Origin of the sequence: Gemmata obscuriglobus (genome assembly GCF_008065095.1) — a bacterium.
GTDB classification, from domain to species: domain Bacteria; phylum Planctomycetota; class Planctomycetia; order Gemmatales; family Gemmataceae; genus Gemmata; species Gemmata obscuriglobus.
Map to the genome: position 1 here is coordinate 239,215 of NZ_CP042911.1, position 23,801 is coordinate 263,015.

At 68.8% G+C, this 23,801-nt stretch carries 20 protein-coding genes and 1 pseudogene; 11 read left to right on the forward strand and 10 right to left on the reverse strand.

Annotated elements, in window-relative coordinates; genetic code table 11:
- Positions 1-205 precede the first annotated feature (205 nt).
- The gene (locus GobsT_RS01075) at positions 206-922 is read left to right on the forward strand and encodes a DUF421 domain-containing protein (protein WP_010039670.1); all 717 of its coding nucleotides are present in this window, start codon (positions 206-208) and stop codon (positions 920-922) included.
- 69 nt (positions 923-991) lie between these two features.
- On the opposite strand, the gene GobsT_RS01080 is transcribed toward GobsT_RS01075, so the two are convergent.
- Positions 992-1,642, reverse strand: a complete 651-nt coding sequence (locus GobsT_RS01080) for a response regulator (protein ID WP_010039667.1) — start codon at positions 1,640-1,642, stop codon at positions 992-994.
- Positions 1,643-1,948: 306 nt separating this feature from the next.
- Here GobsT_RS01080 and GobsT_RS01085 point away from each other — a divergent pair, with 306 nt between their 5' ends.
- Complete coding sequence (locus tag GobsT_RS01085; RefSeq protein WP_010039665.1) at positions 1,949-2,260, forward strand: hypothetical protein; 312 nt, start codon at positions 1,949-1,951, stop codon at positions 2,258-2,260.
- Between the two features lie 143 nt (positions 2,261-2,403).
- Here the strand turns inward: GobsT_RS01085 and GobsT_RS01090 are convergent, their stop codons facing one another.
- From GobsT_RS01090 to GobsT_RS01100, 3 genes are all read right to left on the reverse strand, one after another.
- Complete coding sequence (locus tag GobsT_RS01090) at positions 2,404-3,519, reverse strand: outer membrane protein assembly factor BamB family protein (RefSeq protein WP_010039663.1); 1,116 nt, start codon at positions 3,517-3,519, stop codon at positions 2,404-2,406.
- Between the two features lie 53 nt (positions 3,520-3,572).
- Positions 3,573-4,457 (reverse strand): PhnD/SsuA/transferrin family substrate-binding protein, encoded by an 885-nt coding sequence (locus tag GobsT_RS01095; RefSeq protein WP_010039661.1) that lies wholly within the window; start codon positions 4,455-4,457, stop codon positions 3,573-3,575.
- A 72-nt stretch (positions 4,458-4,529) separates the two neighbouring features.
- Positions 4,530-5,789: a hypothetical protein gene (locus GobsT_RS01100; protein WP_010039659.1), complete on the reverse strand. Its 1,260-nt coding sequence runs from the start codon at positions 5,787-5,789 to the stop codon at positions 4,530-4,532.
- A 417-nt stretch (positions 5,790-6,206) separates the two neighbouring features.
- Here GobsT_RS01100 and GobsT_RS01105 point away from each other — a divergent pair, with 417 nt between their 5' ends.
- From GobsT_RS01105 to GobsT_RS01115, 3 genes are all read left to right on the forward strand, one after another.
- Positions 6,207-7,220: a low molecular weight phosphatase family protein gene (locus GobsT_RS01105; protein WP_010039658.1), complete on the forward strand. Its 1,014-nt coding sequence runs from the start codon at positions 6,207-6,209 to the stop codon at positions 7,218-7,220.
- Positions 7,221-7,554: 334 nt separating this feature from the next.
- Entirely contained in the window at positions 7,555-8,451 is an 897-nt protein-coding gene (locus GobsT_RS01110) for a WD40 repeat domain-containing protein (RefSeq protein WP_010039655.1), read from the forward strand.
- A 10-nt stretch (positions 8,452-8,461) separates the two neighbouring features.
- Positions 8,462-9,817, forward strand: coding sequence for a leucine-rich repeat domain-containing protein (locus GobsT_RS01115; protein ID WP_157506698.1), 1,356 nt, complete (start codon positions 8,462-8,464; stop codon positions 9,815-9,817).
- Positions 9,818-9,897: 80 nt separating this feature from the next.
- Here the strand turns inward: GobsT_RS01115 and GobsT_RS01120 are convergent, their stop codons facing one another.
- Positions 9,898-10,680: a FliA/WhiG family RNA polymerase sigma factor gene (locus GobsT_RS01120; protein ID WP_010039651.1), complete on the reverse strand. Its 783-nt coding sequence runs from the start codon at positions 10,678-10,680 to the stop codon at positions 9,898-9,900.
- A gap of 740 nt (positions 10,681-11,420) precedes the next feature.
- On the opposite strand from GobsT_RS01120, the gene GobsT_RS01125 reads away from it, so the two are divergent.
- The 3 genes from GobsT_RS01125 (at position 11,421) to GobsT_RS01135 (ending at position 14,352) form a co-directional block, all read left to right on the forward strand.
- A complete protein-coding gene (locus tag GobsT_RS01125) occupies positions 11,421-12,476 on the forward strand; it encodes a M28 family peptidase (RefSeq protein ID WP_010039647.1) in 1,056 nt (351 codons plus the stop codon).
- Positions 12,455-13,600, forward strand: coding sequence for a M24 family metallopeptidase (locus GobsT_RS01130; RefSeq protein ID WP_148087568.1), 1,146 nt, complete (start codon positions 12,455-12,457; stop codon positions 13,598-13,600). The genes GobsT_RS01125 and GobsT_RS01130 overlap by 22 nt, the downstream gene beginning before the upstream one ends.
- A gap of 83 nt (positions 13,601-13,683) precedes the next feature.
- Positions 13,684-14,352, forward strand: a complete 669-nt coding sequence (locus tag GobsT_RS01135) for a DUF4198 domain-containing protein (RefSeq protein ID WP_010039643.1) — start codon at positions 13,684-13,686, stop codon at positions 14,350-14,352.
- A gap of 354 nt (positions 14,353-14,706) precedes the next feature.
- Here the strand turns inward: GobsT_RS01135 and GobsT_RS40900 are convergent.
- Together GobsT_RS40900 and GobsT_RS01145 are read right to left on the reverse strand one after the other, a co-directional pair.
- Positions 14,707-14,955: pseudogene (locus GobsT_RS40900) on the reverse strand (ATP-binding protein); the annotation flags it as partial.
- A 276-nt stretch (positions 14,956-15,231) separates the two neighbouring features.
- The gene (locus GobsT_RS01145; RefSeq protein WP_010039639.1) at positions 15,232-16,269 is read right to left on the reverse strand and encodes a bile acid:sodium symporter family protein; all 1,038 of its coding nucleotides are present in this window, start codon (positions 16,267-16,269) and stop codon (positions 15,232-15,234) included.
- A 1,319-nt stretch (positions 16,270-17,588) separates the two neighbouring features.
- Between GobsT_RS01145 and GobsT_RS01150 the strand changes: the two genes are divergently transcribed.
- Together GobsT_RS01150 and GobsT_RS01155 are read left to right on the forward strand one after the other, a co-directional pair.
- Positions 17,589-19,229, forward strand: a complete 1,641-nt coding sequence (locus GobsT_RS01150; protein WP_010039637.1) for a TolC family protein — start codon at positions 17,589-17,591, stop codon at positions 19,227-19,229.
- A 53-nt stretch (positions 19,230-19,282) separates the two neighbouring features.
- Complete coding sequence (locus GobsT_RS01155) at positions 19,283-20,857, forward strand: TolC family protein (protein WP_010039634.1); 1,575 nt, start codon at positions 19,283-19,285, stop codon at positions 20,855-20,857.
- 14 nt (positions 20,858-20,871) lie between these two features.
- Here GobsT_RS01155 and GobsT_RS40905 read toward each other — a convergent pair whose 3' ends face one another.
- Positions 20,872-21,132 carry a C1orf53 family protein gene (locus GobsT_RS40905; protein ID WP_417936320.1) on the reverse strand — a complete coding sequence of 87 codons (261 nt, stop codon included), beginning with the start codon at positions 21,130-21,132 and terminating at the stop codon, positions 20,872-20,874.
- Between the two features lie 66 nt (positions 21,133-21,198).
- On the reverse strand, positions 21,199-21,645 hold the full coding sequence (locus GobsT_RS01165; protein ID WP_010039629.1) for a hypothetical protein: 447 nt from the start codon (positions 21,643-21,645) through the stop codon (positions 21,199-21,201).
- A gap of 74 nt (positions 21,646-21,719) precedes the next feature.
- Between GobsT_RS01165 and GobsT_RS01170 the strand changes: the two genes are divergently transcribed.
- Positions 21,720-22,556, forward strand: coding sequence for a metallophosphoesterase (locus GobsT_RS01170; RefSeq protein ID WP_010039625.1), 837 nt, complete (start codon positions 21,720-21,722; stop codon positions 22,554-22,556).
- Positions 22,557-22,775: 219 nt separating this feature from the next.
- Here the strand turns inward: GobsT_RS01170 and GobsT_RS01175 are convergent, their stop codons facing one another.
- The gene (locus tag GobsT_RS01175) at positions 22,776-23,294 is read right to left on the reverse strand and encodes a general stress protein (RefSeq protein ID WP_010039623.1); all 519 of its coding nucleotides are present in this window, start codon (positions 23,292-23,294) and stop codon (positions 22,776-22,778) included.
- Positions 23,295-23,801 lie beyond the last annotated feature (507 nt).

Genomic DNA, 23,801 nt, shown 5'->3' on the forward strand with positions numbered 1-23,801 from the left:
GGGCGATCGGTTTTGCTTTACGCGTCACTGCCGTGGCAATTTCCTCGCCGTGGACCCGCCGCTTCTTCTCTACCGTGCCTGATTGTCGGCCATTCCCGACACTTGGTGCCATGGCCTGTTACTCGGCGAGCACCGGCGTGCGCGGATACGGGAACACATCACCCCGGCACGCGGGTTGCCCGGCGCTCGGCAGGAGGAGGTCGCAATGCCCGCTTTTAACTCCCCGGACTGGGCACAAGTGCTGATCCCTGATGCCGCACTCGCGGAGTCGTTCCTCCGCGGCTCGGTGATTTACCTCTCGCTGATCGTACTGTTTCGGGTCGCGCTCAAACGCCAGGGCGGATCGATTGGGCTCCCCGACGTGATGCTCGTGGTGCTAGTGTCCGAGTGCGTTTCTAACGTCCTGTCAGCCAACGCGAACTCGGTCCCGAACGGGTTAGTGACCGCAAGCGCGTTGCTGTTTTGGAACTACGTCCTTGACCGCTTGGCGGGACGATGGCCGCGCCTCCGACGGCTGCTCGAACCCGAACCGGTCCAGATCGTGAAGGACGGCAAGCCCGTTCGCGAAAACCTCGACGCGGAAGGGATCACCGGTGACGAGCTGAGTGCCCAACTCCGTGAGAACGGCGTCGATGATGTGACGCAGGTGAAGTCTGCATTCGTCGAATCGGAAGGGTGCGTGAGTGTGATCAAGAAAGAGGAAAATTCACCGGCTCCCGCCCCGGAACCGTCCCCGCGCGGCTGCGGAACAGTCGACGGAGCACCGAACGAAGAGCAGCTCATCCGACAGTTTCTCGCAGCCGCAGAGGAACTACGCGGGGTGTTAGAGTGGCACGAGTTGCGGGCCGCAAAGCACCAGACGGCCGCCCGGTCCGTGCGCGCGCTCCTTGCAGAGCGGGGCGTGCGCATGCCGCGCAAATAAGGGTTGGCACCACACGGAACGGCTTCTGTCTTCCAGGCATCAACCGGCGGAAAGCGAACGCTCAGCGGCTCATGTGGTGACGAGCCACCCGCGGCGGGCGGCGTACTGGACGATGTCCACCCGGGTGCGCACCCCGAGCTTTTCCATCGACCGCGTCTTGTACGTCTCGACGGTCTTCACCGACAGCTTGAGCCGGCCCGCGATCTCCTTGTTACTGTACCCCAAGGCAATGAGCCGCACCACTTCGGTCTCGCGCTCGCTCAGGTCGGCCCCTGTGCCGCCGGCATCGCGTGCCGGATCGTTGACCTCGCTCAATTCCCCGGTCGCCAGCGCCGGGTCCAGGTAGGTGCCGCCGCCGGCGACCGCTCGAATCGCCTGCACCAGTTCGGACGGGGCGGCCCGCTTGAGCACGTACCCGGCGGCCCCGGCCTCGAGCAACCGCCGCATGTACCCGCGGTCCTCGTGTACCGTCAGTGCGAGCACCTTGCGGTCCGGCCGCTCGGCCCGCAGGTGTGCGGTTACCTCGGCCCCGTTCAGCTCGGGCATCGACACGTCCACCACCACCACATCCGGGTCCAGTTCTGTGGTGAGCGTAACGGCCGCACGGCCGTCGCTCGCCTCGCCCACGAGTTCCATACCGGGCTCGGCGCTGATGAGCGCCTTCAGCCCCTCGCGCACGACCGCGTGGTCGTCGGCCAGCAGCACGCGGATGTTGTCCATCTGGCGGTTCCTCGTTCTGGGCGAACCGGGCAGCTCCGGTTCCGGCTTCCGCACGGAACACAAGTCCGAGTTGGACCAATAAGATTTTAGCTTCATTTATAAGCAAATCATGTGCCGTTAGTGCAGATCTCGCGAAATTGAAGTCCATGAAACCCCGCTGTCGTACATACGCGACTTGCGGGCGCTGCGATCGGATGGTTTTCACCGCGGCTGGTTGCATCGTGAAATGCGGCCCACGATCGCATCTTGGCCCGCGGCTTGCCTCTTATTTCCACCCGCGCCCTACGGACTTTTGAGGAGAGCGTCATGCCACGCGGCAGCAAGGACAAATACACGGACAAACAGAAGCGAAAAGCCGAACACATCGCGGACACCTATGAGGAACGCGGGGTGCCGGAAGACGAGGCGAAGCGCCGTGCCTGGGCAACTGTAAACGCGGACTCGGGTGGCGGGAACAAATCGGGCAGCGGGCGTGGGGTGCCCGACACGAACGCCGCGGCCCGCCGGGGGGGAGTGAAGGGCGGAGCAGCATCGGCCGGGCGCAGCGCCGCACAGCGATCAGAAAGCGCCAAGAAGGCCGCGGCCACACGAAAACGCAACGCCGCTCGCGCGAAGTGAGAAGCAACTTGCCGGGGCGAGTCATTCGCCCCCCCGGCTACCGACAGCACGGGGGTTCAACTTCAAGCGGCCCAGCAGACCAGCGATACCGTAGCACGCATTTCGATACGCGGGTAACGACGGAGCACCGTTACGGCGCTCGGCTACGGGGCCAATTCGAGACAGATTACCGCCCCGCTCCCCCGAAGGTACATGCGAGTACCGACAAACGCGGGATGGGCGTAGACGCCCTTGTCCGTCCCGCCGAAGGTCGAGAGCCGGCCCAGTTCCGTGTACTCTCGCGCAGCGGCGTCGAAGAGGATCAGGTCACCGGATCGTGAGACGATCAGAACACGTGCGTCGGTTGCGACGGCCGCGCAGTAGCCCGAGAACGCGGTCCCGTCCTCGTCGTACACGCCCTTCAAACCGTCCGTCAGACTCAAGCAGTGGAGCCGGTTCCACACTCCGAACACGTGCGCCCCCGCGACCACCGGCGTGTGTGTGTCCGGAGCCAGCTTCTTGTTCACCGCAACCGGCTTCGGGTCGATGATCCCGTCGCCTTTAAACCCGAACAGCCGCGTCCCGTTGTTCTCGGTTGTTACCAGCAGTTTGTCGCCAACGACCAGCGGCGTGGGCACGTTGAAGTCGCCGCGCCGTTCGGGCTTCACGGTCCACAACCGTTTCCCGCTTTTCGCGTCCCATCCCCCCAGCGTTTCGGCGTCGTGCCCGACGATCTGAAACACGCCGCCCAACTTCGCCGCGACGAACGACCCGTACCCGGCCAGGGCGCCGGTGACTTTCCAGACGGGCTTCCCGGTTTTCGGGTCGAGCGCCGCCAGAGCCGCGTCTTTCCCGCCGGGGGCCACGATGAGGTTACCGCCCGCGATCAGCGGCGAGTCGCACACGCCCCACTTCCGCTCGTCCGTCGCGTCGAACTCGTCCCGCACGTTCAGCGACCACTTCGCCTTACCGGTTTGCTGTTCCAGGCACGCGAGGTCGCCGAACGCACCCTGGCAGTACACCAAGTCGTTGTGAATGAGGGGTGTGGCGCGTGGGGAGTTGCCGTAGTCGAGCCGTCCGATGGCGGGCACGCGGTGCGCCCACACCTCTTTCCCGTCCGTGGCCTTGAGGCAGCGGAACACGTCGACCGTGTCGTTCAGTTCGCGGTCGGAGACGAGAACGAACTCGGATGTAGCCGCAACACCACCAAGACCGGGAGCGGTGAGAGCCGTTTCCCAAACGGGATCGGCTTTGGCGGGGAGTTTGTCAGGCAGCCACACGAGCCGGCCATCACGGTTCGGCCCGCGCCACTGTGTCCAGTCGGGGTTGCCGGCTACTTTTTTTTAGCCGGCTCGATGAACCCCGCCTTCGTTTCGATGGCGGCGCTGAGGTCCTTGTCCTTGCCGACCGCGAGCAGAGCGGCCCGCACCGTGTCGCGCTCGGCGGCGGTGAGGCTGCCGGTGGCGAACGCCGCGATGAACGGCACCGGGTCCGTTTCGGCGATGACGCGCAGGGCGCCTTTCTTGATCGTCCCGCACCCCTCGAGCAGCGGTTGCGCATAGGACGAGATGACGGCCGCAACCTTTTTGCCGGTCTGCGACTCCTCGACCACTTTGGTCGCGCCCTCCGAACACGTGGCGCAGGTGTCGAGCCGCGCAGGCACCTCCAAACCGAACTCCTTGAGGATCTGCACGGCGGCGGCGCTCTTCTCTTCGGCGGCGGCGTTCCCGAAGTAAACCGTGTACCCCTTGAGGTCCGCCGGGGTGGTCGCCTTGTCGGCGGCGGCGACGCAAACGAGGCCGGTCTGCGTGGTCTTACCGTCCTTGCCGGTGAGCGCCGCGAGCTGCGTCACCTCCACCTTGGCGCCCGGCGCCGTCGCGCGGATCACCGAATCCTTGCCGATAATCAGGTGGGCCTTGCCCTCGGACTTTTTCAGCGCCCCGGGCAGGCTCTCGCCGTACACCACCGCGACCGGGCGGCCGACCTTCCCCTCCAGGTACTTGCCGAATTTGTCGTAGTCGCGCTGGCCGTAGCCGCTGACGCACGGGCACGACAGGTCCTTGGACAGCGGGTCCATGACCAGCACGACGAGGGCGTTTTCGGGTATCACCACCGGCTTCTCGGCCGGCTTGGGCTTCTCGTCGCCGAGCGCGGCGGGCAGGACGGTCAGAGCGAGTGCGGTTGCAAGCGCCTCGCGGCGGCTCAGATCGGCGGCCATCGGTCGCCCCCCGGAAGAGTGGTCGGGAACAAAAAAGCCGCGCGCCCGTTCGGGCGCGCGGGCCGGCACGACTTACTTCGCCTTCTTTTCCAGGATGTGGAACTTGGAGCCGGGCTGGTCGCAGAAGTAGATCTTCTGCGCGTCCGGGGACACGGCCACCGCGACGTTCTTGCACCCGCCGGTGAGCTTCACCACGCCGGCGGTCTCGAGGAACTCGCCCGACGGGCTGAACCGCTTGATGACGCCCTCGCTCTCGGCCGTGTAGATGTCGCCGACGCCGACCGCCCGGATGTTCATCGGGTTGCAGCACCCGCCGAAGCACTTCGGGTCCGTGTCCTCGCCGCGCTTGCCGAACGAGCCGACCTTTTTGCCCTCGCGGTCGTACCGGGCGAACTGGTGCTTCGTGTTCTCGGCCACCAGCACGTCCGGGCCGTGGCACTGGATGTCCATCTGCCCGCAGCACCCGCCGATCTCGCTCAGGATCTGCTTGGGGGCCGTGAGGTCCTTGGTGAACCGCCACACCGCGTACCCGTACCCCATGTCGCCGCACGCCACGAACACGTCCTTCTCGGACACGGACATGCCGTTGGCCACCCGCAGCCGCCCGGTCATGGCCTCGATCACCTGCTCGACGGTGCGGCTCTTGTAGTCCGCCTCGATCTTCTCGTACTGCTGGATGAGGTTCTTGAACTGCTCGATCTGCCGCTCCTCGGTCTTGGACCGCTCCTCCGCCTTCTTGTCCTCGATCCGCTTGAGCTGCTCGGCGATGCTCTTACGGGCGTTGCCGTAGGATTGCGCCATCTGCTCCTTTTCTTTTTTCAACTGCGCTTCCGCCCGCGTCTTCAGCGCGTCCTTGTCCTTCATCGCGGCGGCCACGTGCGGCAGCTCGGCCGTTTCGCCGAGTTGCTTCCCGGCGGCGTCGAACTTGGCGATCTTGGCGTCCCCGGCCACGTAGATCGCGTCGTCCGGCCCGCAGTTGACCGCGGTCGCGTGGAACGGGACCTTCCAGTTCGCCACCGGCTTGCCGTCGGCGCCGAACACGTGGATCTCGGCGGTCGCGCCTTTGGCCGGCGGGCCGTACGGCTTGGGCGGGGCGACCAGGGCGACCACGTGCCCCTTGCCGTCGAGGCAAATGGTCTGGAGCGTGAGCCCCTTCTCGCCCTTCACGTCGACGGAGGCGACCACCTTGTGCGTGGTCTCGAACTTCTCCGCCGGGTTGGGCGGTGCCACGGGCAGGACGGGCACGGCCGGGCGCGCGGCGGGCTTCTCATCGGCGACCGCGAACCCGGCGACCAGCGCCGCCGCGGCGGCGCTCAGGCGGAAGAACCTCATACTCGAACTCCGGGAGTGGGGACAGCAACTCGGTCGGCAATTCTTAGCGTGGAGGTGACGAATAAGGTATCCGAAGCTAACCGCGAGGGCTACCATCGGGTACAATTACTTGGGCGACTGTAGGGCGAGACGCGCGAGCGTCGCCGAGATAATTGCTTGATTAGAAGGCAAGAGTCATGGTATTGACTCTTCCTAAGTGTCTCGGATACCGAATCTTCCGGCTTCCGCTCCGTGCGCCGCAGCGGGAAGCCTCCGCCAGAGTGTGCCGCATCTTGCGGCCGGCATCGCGCTGCGGCGGGGCGCATGTTACCGATCGGAGTTGGTGTTGCCCGGCCTCGGTCGTCTGGTTGTCGTTGCTCCACACCGTAGACCGCCCGCACCACGACCGACGATCCGCTGCTCCCGGAGGTCAATCGTATGGCCCTTACCCGTCGCAGCCTGATGGGACTCTTCGGCCTTGCCGCGCTCCCGCCCCGACTGACCGCCGAACCCAAACGGTTGTCCGAATCGCCGAGCCCATTTACGACCGCCTTGTGGTTCGCGCACCACTTCGCGGCCCCCGGCGCCCTGACCGCCGGGAACGATCGGCAGCTCAAGCTCAAGCTGACGGCCGCACTCAACAAATCTCCGGAGCTGCCCTGGGAGGTCGCGAACGAGTTCTTCGACAAGGGCGTGCTGAAGGCTCTCGGTGACGGTGGCGCGCCGATCTCGGTGGAAAAGATGGGGCACCTGCTCCGGGAGAAGTGCCCGCAGTCTCGAAAAGACATGTTCGTCAAGGCGCGGTTACACGCCGACCTGCTGACCACGCAGTTCGACATGATCGAGGACGCCCACCAGAAGCGCGCGGAGGAACTCGTCGCCTGGGTGGTCGAGCACTACCGCGCCGGCAAGCCGCTGGGCGTCATTGCCGTCTGCACGGGGAACACGCGCCGCAGCATGCTCAGCGCGACGATGGGTAACGTCGCCGCCGCCTACTACGGCCTCCCGGACGTCTGCTTTTACAGCGGCGGCACGGACCCCGACGCCATCAACCCGCGGACGGTCGCCACGCTCAAGGAGATCGGCCTCGAGATCGAGCCGACGGGGAAAGAAGCGACCCGCGGAAAGAAGGGGGGCGCGAACCCCGTCTACAGCGTGACGTGGGGCAAGGGACTCGCGACGCGCGAGTTCTCCAAGGTCTATTCCGATCCGCTGAACCCGCAGAGCGGGTTCGCCGCTCTTCTCGTTTGCAGCGAGGCCGACACGGCCTGCCCGAAGGTCACCGGCGCCGCGGTCCGCATCCCGCTCCCGTACCTCGACCCGAAGTCGTTCGACGGCGCCCCCTTCGAGTCCGCGAAGTATGCCGAGCGCCGCGACGACATCGGGCGGTTCATGCTCAGCGCCATGATGCAGGCCCGGCGCCGGCTGGAGCGGGACGGCACGCATAAGTAGCAGTTCTGCAACGCCGCTCGCCGCCTGGGGTGCGCGGCGTCTTGGCGCGGGTGCCGGCGAGAGAAACCTTGTGGGCCGCTCCGGTGCGTGACCGTTGTCGGGCCGTTCGGGGCCGCCCGGCACACCGCGGCCCAGCTACCGTTTCCCGGTGCCGAGCCGTGGGCGCCACCGATGTGACCGATCGCACCGTACTTGTCCCGTTTGCTCACACCAATCGACAAAACGCCGATCGGCCGCCGCCCTGCGCGTCGCGACACCCCACAGCGCCCTCGCGGCACAGTACAATGCTCAACGTTCGTTTTCGGACCCGCTGACCGAACGCACGGAGCGCACCATGTTCGTGTGGCAGGCGCACAGGGGTAAGATCCGGTCGCTCGCGTTCAGCCCCGACGGGGGCTTGCTCGCCACCGCGACCGGCACCGGGCGGCTCGTTTCGCTCTGGAACCCGAGCACCGGCGAGCTGGTGCGCAAGCTCACGCCGCCCGGGACCGATCGGGCGGCGTGGTCGGTGACGTTCGCGTCCGGCGCGCCGCTGTTCGCCGCCGGGCTGTCCGCGTCCGTGTGCGTCTGGAACACCGCGGACTGGTCCCCGGTGGCAACGCTCGTCGGGCAGCGGCGCTGGAGCGGCCCGTACTACGAGGTCGCGCTCGGGCACGGCCCGAGTCCGGGAGCGGGCGGCGCCGGGTCCACCGGCGTGTGCGTTTGGGCCGATGCCGTGAGCGGTCCCGGCCCGCGCCAGGCGAACCCGGTCATCAGCACCGACCACACCGCCTGCCTCGACTTCGCTCCGGACGGTACGCGGTTGGCGACCAACGAACTCGCGAAGGTGGAACTGTGCGACCCGGTCACGGGAAACGCGGTCCGCAGTTTCGCGCACACGCACTCCCGTCACCACGGCCCGGTGAAGTTCTCGCCCGACGGCACCCGGCTCGCGGTCGGCTACCGCAACACGTTGTCGGTCTATCCGGTGGCCGAAGACGGCCCTCCGGTCCACTGCCAGGGGCACACGAACGCGGTGTGGGCGGCGTGCTGGTCGAGCGACGGGCGCACGCTCCTGACCGCGTCCGCGGACGGCACCGCGCGGCTCTGGGACCCGACCTCCGGGGACGAGCGGAAGTCGTTCGCCTGGGGCATCGGTGAGATCCGGGCGGCCGCGTTCAGCGCCGACGGGTTGCTCGGAGCCGCTGCCGGGGCCGACGGCAAGGTGGTCGTGTGGGACGTGGACGCGTGAGGGCCGCGCCGTGAGAGCTGTTGCCGTGGGGGCACGGGCCGCCGGGTTCCTCGCGCTGCTCCTGCTCGGGTGCGGCCCAAAACCAGCACCGCCCGCGCCGGTCACAGATACGAACCCGTCTCCCGAAAGGCCGCGAGCCGTTGCGTCTCGGGAGAAGCCGGAAGAACAGAACCGCCTCCCACCTCTGACCGAGACCGACCGCGAGAAGCTGCAAGCCCTCGAACACGCCGGCGTGACGGTCCACGGCCCCGGGGCCGACGGCGGGTGCGTCGTACGGGTCGAACGCACGGCCGATCTCGCGCCGGCCCTGGCGACCCTCAAGGGGTTGAAATGCGTCACCGAAGTGACGTTCGCGAGCGACCGGCTCACCGACACGGATCTGGCGTGTATCGCCGGTTTCGAGCACCTGCGGTCGTTCGGGCTGCGTGACTGCGGGCGGGTGACCGGCGCGGGGTTCGGCGTACTCGCGCAGCTCCCGCGGCTGAAGTGGGTCAGTCTCGTCGGGCCGGTTACCGATGAGGCCGGGCCGCACCTCGGGCGAATCAAGACGCTCGAAACGGTCGTGCTGTACCGAACGAAGTTCACGGACGCGGGGCTCAAGGAACTCGCCGCGCTCCCCGCCCTCGGCTCGGTGAATGTCACGGCGACGCCGGTGACCGGGACCGCGTTCGCGGAGCCGGGGTGGTCGCGGCTCCGCGAGATCGACGCGACACAAACCGCTTTCAACGCCGCCGGTCTCGAAGCGGTGTCCGCGCTGCCGGTTCTGGGGACGCTGACGCTCGACGCCACCGCGGTCACGGACTCTGGCCTCAAACACCTCGCCCGCGCGCGGGCGCTCCAGGAGCTGAGCCTCGCGGACACGCCCGTCGCCGACACCGGCGTCGCGGCCCTGGCGGGTGTCCAGACGCTCCGCGTGCTGAATCTGGAGCGCACCGGAGTAACGGGCGCGGCGTTCGCGACGTTCCCGGTGCCAGCGGAACTGCGCAAGCTGAACCTGGCCGAGACGAGGTTCACCGACGCGAGCGGCTCGCATCTGGCGCGGCTCCCGGCCCTCACCAACCTGTCGCTGAGCGGCTGCGACGTGACCGACGCCGGGCTGGCGCGGCTCGCCGATTTGAAGAAGCTGGCCAACCTCGATCTCACCGGCACGAAGGCCGGTGACGGCGCGGCCGAGGTGGCCGGCACGCTCGCGGAACTGGAAGTGGTGTCGTTCCGAGGAACGCAGTTGACCGACGCCGGGCTCAAGGCCGCGGCACACGGGGCGCGGCTGCGGTTCCTGTACGTGCGCGGGTCGAAGGTGACGAAACGCGGCGCGGTCGACGCCGGAAAGGTTGTTCGCGAAGGGTGCCGGATCGTGGCGGAATGAAGAAGACGGGGCGAACGGTCACGGGCGCGGGTCGGAATCAGCGGGCGTCAGCCCGGTTCCGCCCCGCGCCTGTGCCCATCTCAGTTGTCATTGAACTCGCCCTTGCGCTTCGCGAGGTGCGACTGCAACCGGGCCACGATGCTGGAGTGCATCTGCGAGACGCGGGACTCGCTCAGGTTGAGCGTCGCCCCGATCTCCTTCATCGTCATCTCCTCGTAGTAGTAGAGGATGACGATGAGCCGCTCGTTGCGGTTCAGCCCCCGCGTCACGAGCTTCATCAGGTCGCGGTTCTGGAGCCGCCCGGTCGGGCTCTCGGCCTTCTTGTCCTCGAGAATGTCGATCTCGCGGACGTCCTTGTAGCTGTCCGTCTCGTACCACTTCTTGTTCAGGCTGACCAGGTTCACCGCGGTCGCGTCGCCGACGTACGACTCGAGCTGCTCCAGCGGGATGCCCAGCTTCTCCGAGAGCTCCTCGGGCTTCGGCGGGCGGCCGAGGGCGGCCTCGAGCTGTTTGCGCGCCGCCTCCATCTTGGACGCCTTGCTGCGGACCAGGCGCGGCACCCAGTCCATGGTGCGCAGCTCGTCCAGCATGGCGCCGCGGATGCGGGGCACGCAGTACGTTTCGAACTTGACGCCGCGGGTCAGGTCGAACGCGTCGATCGCGTCCAGCAACCCGAAGACGCCGGCACTGATCAGGTCGTCGAGTTCGACGCCGTCCGGCAGGCGGGACCAGATGCGCTCGGCGTTGTACTTCACGAGCGACAGGTACCGTTCGACGAGCCGGTTGCGCAGCTCGACGGTCGGGCGCTCGCGGTACTCCAGCCAAACGGCCTGGATGTCCGTCTCGGTTTGGGTCACGATCAAATCCTCCCTGATGAGCGGCAAGGCGATGGGTCGCTTAAGCCCGCACGCCGGACACGGGCCGCGCGTCGCCGCGCCGGCCCGGGAACTGCGCCCCCCTGCGGGCACACGGTCAGATGGGTGCGTTTCACGCCGGGTTCAGTTCGGCGACCGACGGCTGCGGCTTCCCCTACCGCAGCGCACGTGTCGTGCCGAATGTTCCCGAAACGCGCCCCCCGAACCGTTGCACTGACCACCGGCTTGCCCGTCCCCCGAAGCGCCGAGCGGGTACGCTCCGGCGCTTAAATGCACTATCGACCGCGGCGTGTCCGGTGATCGAACAAAACCACCGAAACCCGTGATCGACCCGAACCCCTCGCCTTGCCCAGCCGGCGGAACCGACGGCACCGGTCCCGGCCGCGCGGGCGGAACGCCCGGAGCAGCGGGAGCATGGCGCACAGGCCGCTTCCGTCGTCACCCGTTACTCACGGTGTGGGCTGCTGAAGTAGAGGTGCGGTATGCCCGGGCGAGGGAGCGATGTGAAGGGGAAGATTTACAATTCACCGCACTCTTTACACGCCCGCTCGCGGCCCGCAGGCGCCGCCGGTAAGATGTGCAAAGCGGGGCGAAGGGGTCCACCGCCCTTCCCAGGTAAATGACGAGGGAAGGGTCGGCGCGGCGCCGCACGAGGGCGGTCGCGGCGGGCCACTTGTGCTCCCTTAGTCAGGGAGCGGTCGGGGTAGCTTTCCCACACGGAGGGAGTCATGAGCCAGGCGTTCGGCTGGGCACTCGGGTTGATGCTGGTGGCGGTCGGCGGCGTCGGCCCGCTCTGGTGGCTCACCGGGTGCAGCGGCCCAGAGCCGCAAAAGGCCCAGCTCCCCACACTCGACGACGGGGCCGACCCGCAGAAGAAAACCGAATTCGGCACCGGTGGCGGGGCCGACGAGAAGGGTGCCGGCGTCAAGTTCGACCCGGACCGGGCGCTCAAGTACCTCAAGCAGCTCTGCGACATCGGCCCGCGGATCAGCGCCACCGACGGGATGAAGAAGCAGCAGGCGCTGGTCGAGAAGCACTTCAAGGACCTCGGCGCGACCGTGACCCGGCAGGAGTTTAAAGCGCGCCAGAAGAGCCGGAAGGACGACACCGACTTCGTGAACCTGGTCGTCTCGTGGAACCCCGATAAGGCGAAGCGGGTGCTGCTCTGCACCCACTACGACACCCGCCCGATCGCCGACCAGGAGGCCAACCCGAAGAACTGGACCAAGCCGTTCGTGAGCGCCAACGACGGCACCAGCGGGGTCGCGTTCCTGATGGAGCTGGGGCACCACATGAAGGACCTGAAGTGCGAGTACGGGGTCGACTTCGTCCTGTTCGACGGCGAGGAGTACGTGTTCGAGACCAACCGCATGGGCGGCGGGGACCGGTACTTCATCGGCTCCGACCACTTCGCCGACGAGTACCTGAAGTCGAAGGACAAGCGCAAGTTCAAGTACGAAGCCGGCGTGCTGTTCGACCTGTTCGCCGGCAAGGACGCGGACCTCAAGGTGGAGGTGTACTCCTACGAGTCCGCCAAGCCCCTGGTGGAACAGATTTGGGGGACGGCGAAGGCGGTCGGGGCGCGGTCGTTCAAGTACGAGCGGGGGTACGAGGTGCAGGACGACCACCTCGCGCTCAACCGGGTGGGCATCCCGACCGTGGACGTGATCGACTTCGACTACCCCCACTGGCACAAACTGTCGGACACGGCCGACAAGGTTTCCGGCGCCCAACTGGCCGAGGTGTCGAAGGTCATCACCACATGGCTCCAGAAGATCAAGTGACCGCGCGGCTCGCGCACCGCCGGGCGGACGTCGAGGCGAAGCAGCGGCTGGTCGCCGGGGTGCTCGCGGCGATGGGGTGCGAGGCGGCGGTGCTGCTGATGCCCGCGCACGTGGCGTGGTTCACCGCGGGGCTCAGCGCCCGCGGGCTGATCGCCGACTCCGAGCGCCCGGGCGTCTTCACCAACGGCCGGCAGCGGTGGCTGCTGTGCTCGAACGTGGACACGCACCGGCTCTTCGACGAGGAACTCGACCGGCTCGGGTTCCAGTTGAAGGAGTGGGCGTGGGACGGCGGCCGCTCCGAGCTGCTGTTCAACGTCACGACGGGCCGGACGGTGGCGGCGGACCGGCCGTTCCCGAACGTGCCGATGGCCAACGACCGGCTCCGGCCGCTGCTCCGCGCCCTGTCGCCGTTCGAGCAGGAGCAGTACCGCGAACTGGGGGCCGGGGTGGCGCACGCGGTGGAGGCCACGGCCCGTGGGGTCCACCGGCACGAGAGCGAGGAGGAGGTCGCGGGCCAGCTCGGGCACCGGCTCCTGCACCGGGGCATCGAGCCGGCCGTGCTGAGCGTGGTCGCCGACGCCCGGGGCGCGCGGTTCCGGCGGGCCGGGGCCACGGCCGCGCCGGTCCGGCACACCTGCACCATCCAGGCCACCGGCCAGCGCGACGGGTTGTACGCCACCGCGTCGCGAACGGTGACCTTCGGCCCCCCGCCGGACGAGTTCCGCACCGGGTTCGACCTCGCGCTGAAGCTGGCCGCGGTGTACCGCTCCTTTACGCAGCCCGGGATCGCGATCGCGCCGGTCGCGGACGCGGCCGGCGCGCTCCTCGCGAACACGCCGTTCGAGTTTGACGCCCGGCTGAGCCAGCCCGGGTACGGGGCCGGCCGGTTCGCGGCCGAGGAGCTGCGGCGCGCCGGCGCCGACGAGCCGCTCGTGGCGGGGCAGGCGGTGGTGTGGCAGCCGCGGGTCGGCCCCGCCGCGTGCGCCGACACCGTGATCGTGACCGAAACGGGTTACGAACCGGTCACGCCCCCCTCGGAGTGGCCGTTCAAGCGGGTCACCGTCCGCGGGGCCGCGCACGACGTTCCCGACCTGCTGGTCCGCCCCGCGGGCGACCCGGCGTGAGCCGGCCCGCGCCTTTGCGCCGCACCGCGCACTACAACGTTTCTTGCCGTCACTCGGATCGCCTTCACACGAGGAGAAGCAGCATGTACCGGATGCTCGGAGCCGTTGCGGTCGCCCTGTCCGCCGCGGGGCTGTCGCAGGCGCACTTCCCGTTCGTCGTTCCGGACGCAAAGGGGGACTCCGCGAAGGTGGTGTTCAGCGACGCCCTGGAACCGGACCCCGCGGTGAACATCGAGAAGATCGCGAACACCAAGCTCACGCTCCGCGACGCGGGCGGCAAGGAGTCGGCGCTGGAGTGGAAGAAGGACGACGGGTTCTACGCGGTCAACGTCCCCGGCTCGGGCGACCGCGTCGTGTACGGCGTTACGGACTACGGGGTGCTGCAGAAGGGCGACGCCAAGCCGTTCAAGCTCGTCTACCTCCCGAAGGCCGCGATCGGCACCGCGACGGCGAAGCCGGTCGGCGCGAAGCTGGCCCTGGAGGTGGCGGCGGACGGCAAGGCCGGGGCGCTGCGGTTCCAGGTCCTCGCGGCGGGCAAGCCGCTGGCCGGGTCGGAGGTCACCGTGATGCTGCCGTCCGGCGGCAAGAAGGCCGTGACGACCGACAAGGACGGCTACACGCCCGCGTTCGACGCGACGGGGCGCTACGGCGTGTACGCGAAGCACGTCGAAGCGAAGGCCGGCGAGCACGCGGGCAAGAAGTACGACGAGGTCCGCACCTACGCCACGCTCGTGTGCGATGTCGCGAAGTGAGCCGCGGCTCGCTCGCGGGGCGGTCGCGGCCGGGGCATCGGGCTGCGGCCCCGCGCTTGCCATCTGCGCCCGCAACAGCACGACGTGAGCCGCCATCAGTTCGTCCATCGGCACCTCCGGTCGGTTCACCCAGGCCATTGCCGCCGCGAGCGCCAGCTCCTTGAGGTAGGCGAACGAGAACCCGGCGGTCGCCCCGGCGACCGCGTCCAACCCCGCGCCTGTGAGCCGCAGCGCCCCATCAAATTGCCGGTCCCACCATCGGAGGTACGCGGCCCGCTCGGGCGCCGCGGGCAGGTCGAAGTGGCACTTGCGGTCGAACCGGCTGGGCCGGTCCACGATCGCGGGGGCGAGCCGCTCCGGGTGGTTGGTGGTGGCGACCGTGAGCAAGCCGTCGTTCTTCCGGAACCCGTCCAGTTCGTTCAGGAAGAACGACCGGTTCTCCCCGTCGATCAGCGCGCCGATGTCTTCGAGGGCTCCCGGGGCCGGCTCCCGGGCCGGCTCGAACACCTCGCGGATGCTGAGGTCCTCGTTCTGGTAGCGGGACTTCAGGCTCTTCACGTCCAGGCACGGCTTCTTCAGGTCGTTGATGAGGGACTGAATCATGTGGGTCTTGCCGTTGCCCCCGCGGGCCGATCAGGATGAGCCCGCGCTTCCACGGCACGTTGAACTGGCGATATCGGTCGCGCGCGTCGAAGAACGCAGCCACGTCGGCGCGGATCGCATTCTTTAGCCCCGGCGGAAGAATCAGGCCGTCGAACCTTCGTCTCGCGGGTGTGACCCGTGCGTCGCGAGCCGTTGGACCACGAGGCCGTGTTCAAGTGTGAGGAGTTCAATGCAGCCGTCATCGCCTCCGGTAGTGCAGTCGGTTCGAATCCCTTCTCAGGGGATGGGTTGGGGAGGCGCACTTCGCTCTCGCGTATCGGGTTCCGGCTCACGCCGCGCCCACCTGCCGGCGAGCGCCCCGCAGACGACGAGCTGGAGCGGGTGGTAGATCATGATCGGCACCAGGATCAGGCCGGTGTCGGCGCTCGCCCCGAAGATCAGGGCGGCCATCGGCACGCCCGAGGCCAGCGTCTTCTTCGACCCGCAGAACACCGCCGCGATCCGGTCCTCTTCCGGGAACCCGAGCAGCCGGCACGCCGCGGAGGTGGCGAGCAGCGCCGCCACCAGGAGCAGCGCCGACCCGGCCACCGCGACCGCGAGCGTCTCCCACCCCTGGTCGGTCCAGACGCCGCGCTTCACCGAGTCGCAGAACGAGGTGTACACGAGCAGCAGGACCGTCCCGCGGTCCACCTTCTGGGTGAACCGCTTGTTCCGCGCCGCCCACCCGCCGAGCCACGGCCGCAGCAACTGCCCCGCCGCCAGCGGCAGGACGAGCCAGATCACCAGGTCCAGGACGACCGGACCCAGCGGGACGCCGGCTCCGCCAGGGGCGACGCTGGCCGCCAGCCACAGCGGGGTGAGCAGCACGCCGAGCAGTGCGGACAGGGTGGCGTTGAACACCGCGGCCGGCACGTTGCCCCGCGCCGCGGCGGTTAGCGCGACCGACGAGGACACGGTGGACGGCAGCGCGCACAGGTAGAAGAAGCCGAGCCGCAGGCCCGCCGGGAGGTGATCGCCGGCGAGCGCCAGCAGCCCGATCCCCATGAGCGGGAACAGCAGGAACGTGCACGCCTGGACGGTCAGGTGGAGGGGCCAGCGGAGGGTGCCGGCCTTGAGGGCCGCGAACGGCAGCCCGACGCCGTGCAGGAAGAACACGACCGCCACCCCGGCTTTGGTGAGCACCTCGGGGTGCATCCAGCCGCCGTCGGCGCCGGGGTCAGGGAACAGCCACGCGAGCCCGACGGCGGCGGCCATGCCGACCAGGAACCAGTCGAGGCGGCGGTGGAGGAAAGCAGACAACCAACCGGCACGCATAAACACGGATCTCCCGTTCGCAGGTGTGTGTGACTTCGATGCGGTCCGTCACAGAAAGCTCATACTCTTCCAAGATCCGAGTACCGCACGTCACTCCATCGCTTCCCTTGGTAGCCCATCGGTGACGCACGGTCGGCACCTCGAACTCGGTAAGCGGACCATCGAAGGTGGCTGCCCACAAGTTTGTTTTGATGCAAGCTGTTTATAATCATGATGTTACGCTGTCCGAATCAGGTGCTGCCAGGATCGCCCCGGACACTCGTGTGGTCCGAATCTGCCGATTGTGCAGGCGATTCGTGGGTAGCGACTCGCCTGCGAATGGGTAGCGAATAGCCAGTTCTCCACCCGCAACTGTCCTGTCGGCGCCCAGTCGGCGTCCCGTCGTCCACGCTGTGACCCTCGTTACACCCGCCCCGACCCCAGCCTGACACCGCGCCAGTGCGTGAGCACCTCACGTCTCATGTCCGGTACCGCTGTGCCCCGGAAGCGCCGAAACGCTCGGCGGTCCGCGCGCGTCCCCACAATACCGATGGCACGGTCGGGTGTCGGGAGCGCAGCGCCTCTGAGCGAAAGACGACGGCGAGTAAGGTCCCGTAAATTCACCTGCCGCTGCGTGTGTCGGCGAGTCGTTTTCATCCGTGGTTCGAGGCGCGTCCGAAGCACTTCTACTCCTCTCACCCAGCCACACCGCCGGGCAGCATCGCTGAGTGAATTGAGTAACGCAGAGATGTCAATTGAGGCAGAGGAAAGGTTCCTCACCCGGCAACGGCGCTTGCCGGCGCTCGCGCGGGCGGGTAACCTTCCTTATCATGTGGAGGGCGGTTTAGCTCGCTGCTTTGCGGCAGGCCGATGTTGCGTCGGCCGAGCGTTTCGCTTCGCATCCGGCTCGGGGAAGGCTGTTCCAGCACCGCTTTCGCCCCCCCGGGGTCCCTGGGGGAAAATTGCTGGAGCAAACCCGCGAGTCGTGTTTTAATTCTCCCCCAGGGACCCCGGGGGGGCGGCGGTGCCGTGAGCCTTCCACGACACAGGTCGAGAAGTAGACCGCGCTCCACACAACACGGAACGCCCCGGCTCGCGTCGGGGCGTTCTGCATTTCGCACCCGGCCGTGGTGAATCGGTGCCCGCGGCGGTGAAAAGTTCGCCATCTTGCGCCGGGAAACTCACCCGCCCCGCTCGCACAGTCGATAATACCTGCGCCCGCGGCCCGAATCGGATCATCTTCACACGCCCCGCGCTCCGATCATCTCCGTACTCCGGTTCGCTTACCGTCGCCCATCCATCGGGTGCGGCCGGGGCGTTCTTCGGGCAGAGGGGGCGTTATGAGCCGCGCGTGTCGGGTCTGGGTCCGGGTCGGTGTGGGCGCGCTGCTCACCGCGCTGCTCACCGCGCTGCTCACCGCGCTGGTCGCCAACGCACAGCCCCCTGAGGGGAAGAAGGACGCTCCCGCCAAGAAGGCGCCGGAGCCGGTGTCCGCCCCCGAACCGCCGCCGGGCACCATCCTCCGGCCGGGCGAGTACCCGATCGACCTTGCCACCGCGCTCAAGCTCGCCGGCGCCGAGAACCCCGAACTGCTGCTCGCCCGCCAGCGTGTTACTGAGGCCGTGGCGGGCCGACAACTCGCCGCCGCCCAGGCGCTCCCGAACCTCAACGTCGGCACCAACTTCGCCTCGCACCGCGGGGTGCTCCAGCAGTCCAGCGGCAACGTCCTCAAGGTGGACCGTGACTCGCTGTACGTGGGCCTTGGGGCCGGCACGGTCGGCGCGGGCACGGTGAGCATCCCCGGGCTGAACTACAACCTCAACATCGGCGCCGGCTGGTACGGGCTGCTCACCGCCCGGCAGCGCGTCACCACCGCTGCCGCCGCCGCGGACGCGGTTCGCAACGACGTGCTGCTGCGGACGTACCTCGCATACCTGGACCTGCTGCGCGCCGACGGGCGCCGGGCCATCGCGGCCAGGAACCGCGACGAGGGCGCCGAACTGGCGCGGCTCACCGCCGCCTACGCCCGAGCCGGGCAGGGCCGCAAGGCCGACGCCGACCGCGCCGCCGTCGAGCTGCGCCGCCGCGACGCCGACCTGACCCAGTCCGAGGCCGACACACTCGCCGCGTCCGCCCGGCTGTGCCAGTTGCTCAACCTCGACCCGTCCACCCGGCTGAAGCCGATCGACGGGTGGGTGGTGCCGGCCCCACTGGTCCCGGACCCGACCCCCCTGCCTGACCTGCTCGCGGTCGCGATGATGCAGCGGCCGGAGCTGACGGCGCGGCGGTCCGAGGTGCGCGAGACGCTGTACCAGTTGTCGCTGGCGAAGGTGCTGCCGTTCTCGCCGAACGTGATCCTGGGGTTCAGCGCCGGCGGGTTCGGCGGCGGCAGCGACCTCGTCAACACGCCCCCCGGGATTGTGCTGCCGAGCGGCGACCGCGGCACCGCGTCGCGGTTCGGGAACCTCGACGGCCGCTCCGACTTCGACGCCGCGGTGTTCCTCACGTTCCGCAACCTGGGCGTCGGCAACGTGGCCCAGGTCCGCGCGGCGAACAGCCGGGTGAAGCAGTCGCAGTTGCGCGAGCTGGAGACGCTCAACCTGGTGCGGGCACAGGTGGCGGAGGGGCACGCCCGGACGGCCGCGCGGTTCCTTCAGATCGACGCCGCCGAGAAGGCGGTGAAGTCCAGCTCCGACGCCTTTGACGAGGACCTGACCCGCATCAAGGCGGGGGCCGGGTTCCCGCTCGAAGTGATCGACAGCCTGCGGCTGTTGGGGCGCTCGCGGTTCGAGTACCTGGACGCGATCATCGACTACAACCGGGCGCAGGTTCAGCTCTGGGTGGCGGTGGGGCAGCCGCCGGCGGACGCCCTCGCCCGCCCGGTGCCGGCGGGCCTCGTGCCGCCGCCGGTGGTCGAGGTGCAGCCCGGCCCGCGCCCGTTCCCGGTGCCCCGGACGGTTCCGCTGCCGGCGAAGCCGTAATGCGCCGAGCGGTCTCGCCCTTCAACCGGGTTCACGTGTCACGGAGTCTCGCGATGCGCTGGGCGCACTGGGGAAAGCGACTCACGGCGGTCGGAATCGGCGCGGCGCTCGCGTCGGGCTGTCAGTCCGTGCGCACCCCGCCGGGGGCGGCTGCGGAGCCCCGGACACCGGAGCAACTGGGTATCGCACCGCCCTCTCTGCTCGCGCCTAAGGGCACGACGGCCGCCGCGCTTCGACCGGCAGCGGCAACGGGCACCGCAAGCGCCGCGGCTCCCGGGGGTGAGGTCGAACCGGCCTCTGCGTTCGCGACCGCGACCGGCGGCACGGTCGTCGGGCCGGTGCCCGAGAACGCGCTCGACCTGGGAGTGGCGCTGCGGCTCGCGGGCGTCAACAACCCGACCATCAATCTCGCGCGTGAGGCGGTCAACGAGGCCCTGGCCGACCAGCTCGCGGCGCGGGCGCTGCTGCTGCCGAGCGCGAACGTCGGGGCCAACTACCGGTACCACCGCGGCGCGCTCCAGGCGGCCACCGGTTTCCAGCGCGACGTGAGCTTCGAGAGCCTGTACCTCGGCGCGGGCGCCGGGGTGACCGGCGCGGGCACCGCCGCGGCGCCGGGGGTGCGGCTGTTCGCGCACCTGGGCGACGCCGCCTACGAGCCGCTCGCCGCGCGCCAGCGCGTCACCGTGCGGCGGGCCACCGCCCACGCGGTCCAGAACGACACGCTGCTCGCGGTGGCGGTCGGGTACCTGGAGCTGGTCGGCGCCGAGGCCCGTCTCGATATCCTGCGGCAGGGCGAAACCGACCTGGCCGAGATCGCCCGGCTCACCGCCGCGTACGCGAAAGCGGGACAGGGGCGCAAGGCCGACGCCGACCGCGCCGCCGCCAACCTCGAACTGCTCCGCCGCGACTCGAAGCGGGCCGAGGAAGAAACCGCCACCGCGTCCGCGCGGCTGTGCCGGCTGCTGAGCCTGGACCCGTCGGTCCGGCTCCGCACCCCCGGCGCCCCGCCGCAGCCGATCCGGCTGGTGCCCGAGGACACCGACCCCGAGGGGCTGATCGCGACCGCACTCCGGGCGCGCCCGGAGATCACGGCGCGGGCCGCGGCCGTGACCGAAGCGCGGGTCCGCACGCGGCAGGAGCGGGTCCGCCCGTGGGTGCCGACGCTGTCCGTGGGGTACAGCGCCGGCGGGTTCGGCGGCGGGCTCACCGGCGGCGGGTTCGGCGCGGTCCGGGGGCGGTCGGAGTTCGACGCGGTCGCGGTGTGGAGCGTGCAGGGCCTGGGGTTCGGGAACCGCGCGCTGGTCCGCGCGGCCGACGCCGGGATGGGGGCTGCGCTGGCCGGCTACGACCTGGCGGTGAACGCGGTCCGGCGCGAGGTAGGCGAGGCGCTCGCGGACGCCCGCGCCGCCGCGACCCAGATCCGCACCGCGGAGGCGGCGCTCGCGGTCGCGGAGGAGGGGTTCAAGCTCGAATCGGACCGCATCAAGCAGGTGCCGGGGCGCCCGCTGGAGCTGATCGACAGCTTCCGCCAGTTGCTCGAATCGCGCCAGGAACTGCTCCGGGCCACGGTCGCGTTCAACGCGGCCCAGTTCCGGCTGTGGGTCGCGATCGGAAACGCCCCGGAATGAAGCCAGGTTCGGGGTTACGATTTCGGTTGAGCCGGGCGCTGTGCTTCTTCGGCCGTGCGGTCTGAGGGTGCGTTTCCGAACGGGCAGTGCCGGCAACCGCTCTTGCAACAGTGGCCACGCTTCCGGTGGTACGCGGCGGTGAAGACCCACTTCCCGTTTTCGACGTAGTAGTCGATGCCCTCGACCGGCCGTGTGTTCGGAGCGTCCATCGCTTCTGTTGCCGTTGGTTTCAGCTCGGATAACCAGAACCGCGTGAGCGACGGAGCTGGGTGCATTCAAATGCGGCGGATCACACCCGCCGCTCTGCTGTTGTCACGCCCCTCGTCTCCGTAACGCGCTCCTCATTCTTTCTCGCCCGACACCTGCACGCCGAAGCCGTTGAGGTCGATGTCCTCGCCCTTCTCGGCCTCGCCCGGGCCGCCGCGGTCGATCGACAACCGTATGTACGCCCAGAAGCTCGTTTTCTCGCCCTGCATGTCGTACCCGCTCGCGTCGGTGTCGGCTTCGAGCAGCCAGCGCCAGCCCCGGCGCTCGTCCTTGCCCGCGTCGGACGCCTCCTCCTGCCACCCCTTCAGCACCCGCGACAGGTTCTGCACCGCCGCCCGCCAGCCCTTCGCCTCCACGATGTGCAGGCGGATCTCGTCCCCCACCGTCTCGATTGACGAGTTGGGCAGGCTCTTGAGCGCGTCGAACAGCTTGTGCTCCAGCGCCGAGCACCGCCACGGGGACCACAGGTAGAAGGTGACGCTCGGCGACTCCATCACCAGCCCGAACAGCTCGACCCGCATGGCCCCTCTCCGCGTACCCTCGTGTAACATTCCTAGATGCAATCTAGTTCACTGCTCTTCTGCGGAGAAGGTGAGTGCAGCCGCAATTGCCCGCCCACATCGGTTACCCGGTTGTCGCAATCGGAGACCTCCACGGCCGCGTCGAGTGGCTCGACAAGCTCGTCGCGAAGCTGCGCCGGCGGCCCGAGTGGCCGCACGCGAAGCTCGTGTTCCTGGGCGACCTCGTGGACCGGCACTTCGAGGTTCGGGCGCTCGTGTCGCGTGTACTGGAACTGATCGCCGAAAAGCCCGGCAGCACGTGTGTGGCCGGTAACCACGATCTCGCCCTTGTTCGCGCGGCCGGGCTGGACGGCCCGCCGTCGGTCGAATGGGCGCAGCGGTACGGGCGGAACTACGACCACCAGTGGACGTTCCGCAGCTATCTCGGCCGCACGCCGGACTTTCTGCCGCCCGGGAAGTGGGAACAGGAGTTGCAAGAGCTGAAGGCCGCGATGCCCGCCGAGCACCGGGCGTTTCTGGCCGGGTTGCCGTGGGTGGCCGAGGCCGAAGGGCACGTGTTCCTCCATAACGGGCTGTCGCCGGAACTCGACTGCCCGGCGGCGGTGCAGCTCGAGTGCCTGCACCGCAAGCTGTGGGACCGGGCCGTCGTGAGCCCGCGGTTCGGCACCGAAACGGACCGACTGTTTCACCCCGAGTACCCGGTGTGGCTCGGGGCCGATAAGCGGCTGTCGGCGAACCCGCTGCCGCTGCCCGGAAAGGTGCAGGTGAGCGGCCACGTCCACGTTCCCGCACCGGACGCGAACGCGGTTCGCATCCGCATCGATACGAGCGGCGGGGTGACCGAGCCGCTGACGGCGTGCGTGCTTACGGGGCCAAACGCTGAGCCGGTGTTCGTGTTCAGCAACGAGTGAGGGCGGCCCGAACGAGGACCGCCCTGCGCAGCCCAGGGGCCGCGCTCACAAGAGGTTACAGCGCGTCGCACGCGCCCGGTTCGTGGGTGGTGGCGTACCAGCCGGCGGGCGGCGAGGAGTAGCGGATCGGGGGCCGTTGTTCGGTTGGTCACCCAACTCGCGTGGCCCTGTAACCCCCGTTACAGACCGTGCGGACGACCGCCCGGTCTGTAACGGCGCTTAGATCATCGGCGCGGACGCGCGGTCGTACCCGCCGGAGCGGCTCAGCAGGTTCCGGGCATCGTCGCCCTGGCCGCATTCGACCGTCACCAAGTACCGGCCGGACTGCACCGCGTCTTCGTAGTAGCGGGCGTCCTCTTCCGGAATGCCCCAGCCGATGAGCGCGCCGGCGATGCTCGCGGCGGCCGCCCCGCCCGCCGCGCTAATAAGGGCCGCGGCCAGGGGTCCGACGGCCAGGACCGGGCCGATCACCGGAATCATGCCGAACGAAACCGCCAGCGAGCCCAGCGCGAGCGCTCCGCCACCGGCCACCGCGCCGATCGCCGCGCCCTCGGCGGCGTTCGTGTCCTGGGCGCCGGAGCCGTCGCGCCGCACCGTTTTGCCGTTCGCGTCCTTGGCGACCAGGCCGATCTGGTCGTCGCGATAGCCCGCGTTCTTGAGTTCGTCGATCGCGCGCTCGGCGGCATCACGGGTGGAGAAGACGCCGACGGTCGTGTTGCAGGTGGCGGCCTTAGCCATGATTGTCCTCGCATGTAAAGGAGAGTTCCGGCCCGGTGGACCGGTACTCGGCTGATTACAGCACGGCTCGTGCCGGGGGGCGGCGCACACGGTTGCTATTCGCTACATCCCCTCACATCAATTCCAGTCGTTTCCAGTTCCAGGTTCCACGTAAAGCCAAACGGCACACGAATGGTCCTGAGCAGGTGCCGAGTCGGCGCCCACTTGAAACGTGAAACGACTCAGTCGCGACCCAGCACCCGTTCGCCCCGCCCCCGCGGGCGCGGGGCGAACGGGAACGTCACCCGGACCGCCCACACCACCCACGTGTGCCCGCACCAGAACGCGGTTTACGAGCGGGTCGCAGGTTCGCCACGGTGCGCCGGCCGGTGGTCGCCAGTGCCCCGACCATCCACGTCGAGAACCGCTGCTACGTCGGGTTGGTGAAGTGTGGCGCTAGAACGTGGACAAGCGCCTGGGCCTCGGGTGGTACAACCACGGCCGCCGTTCGTGAGGGAGGGCCACGAG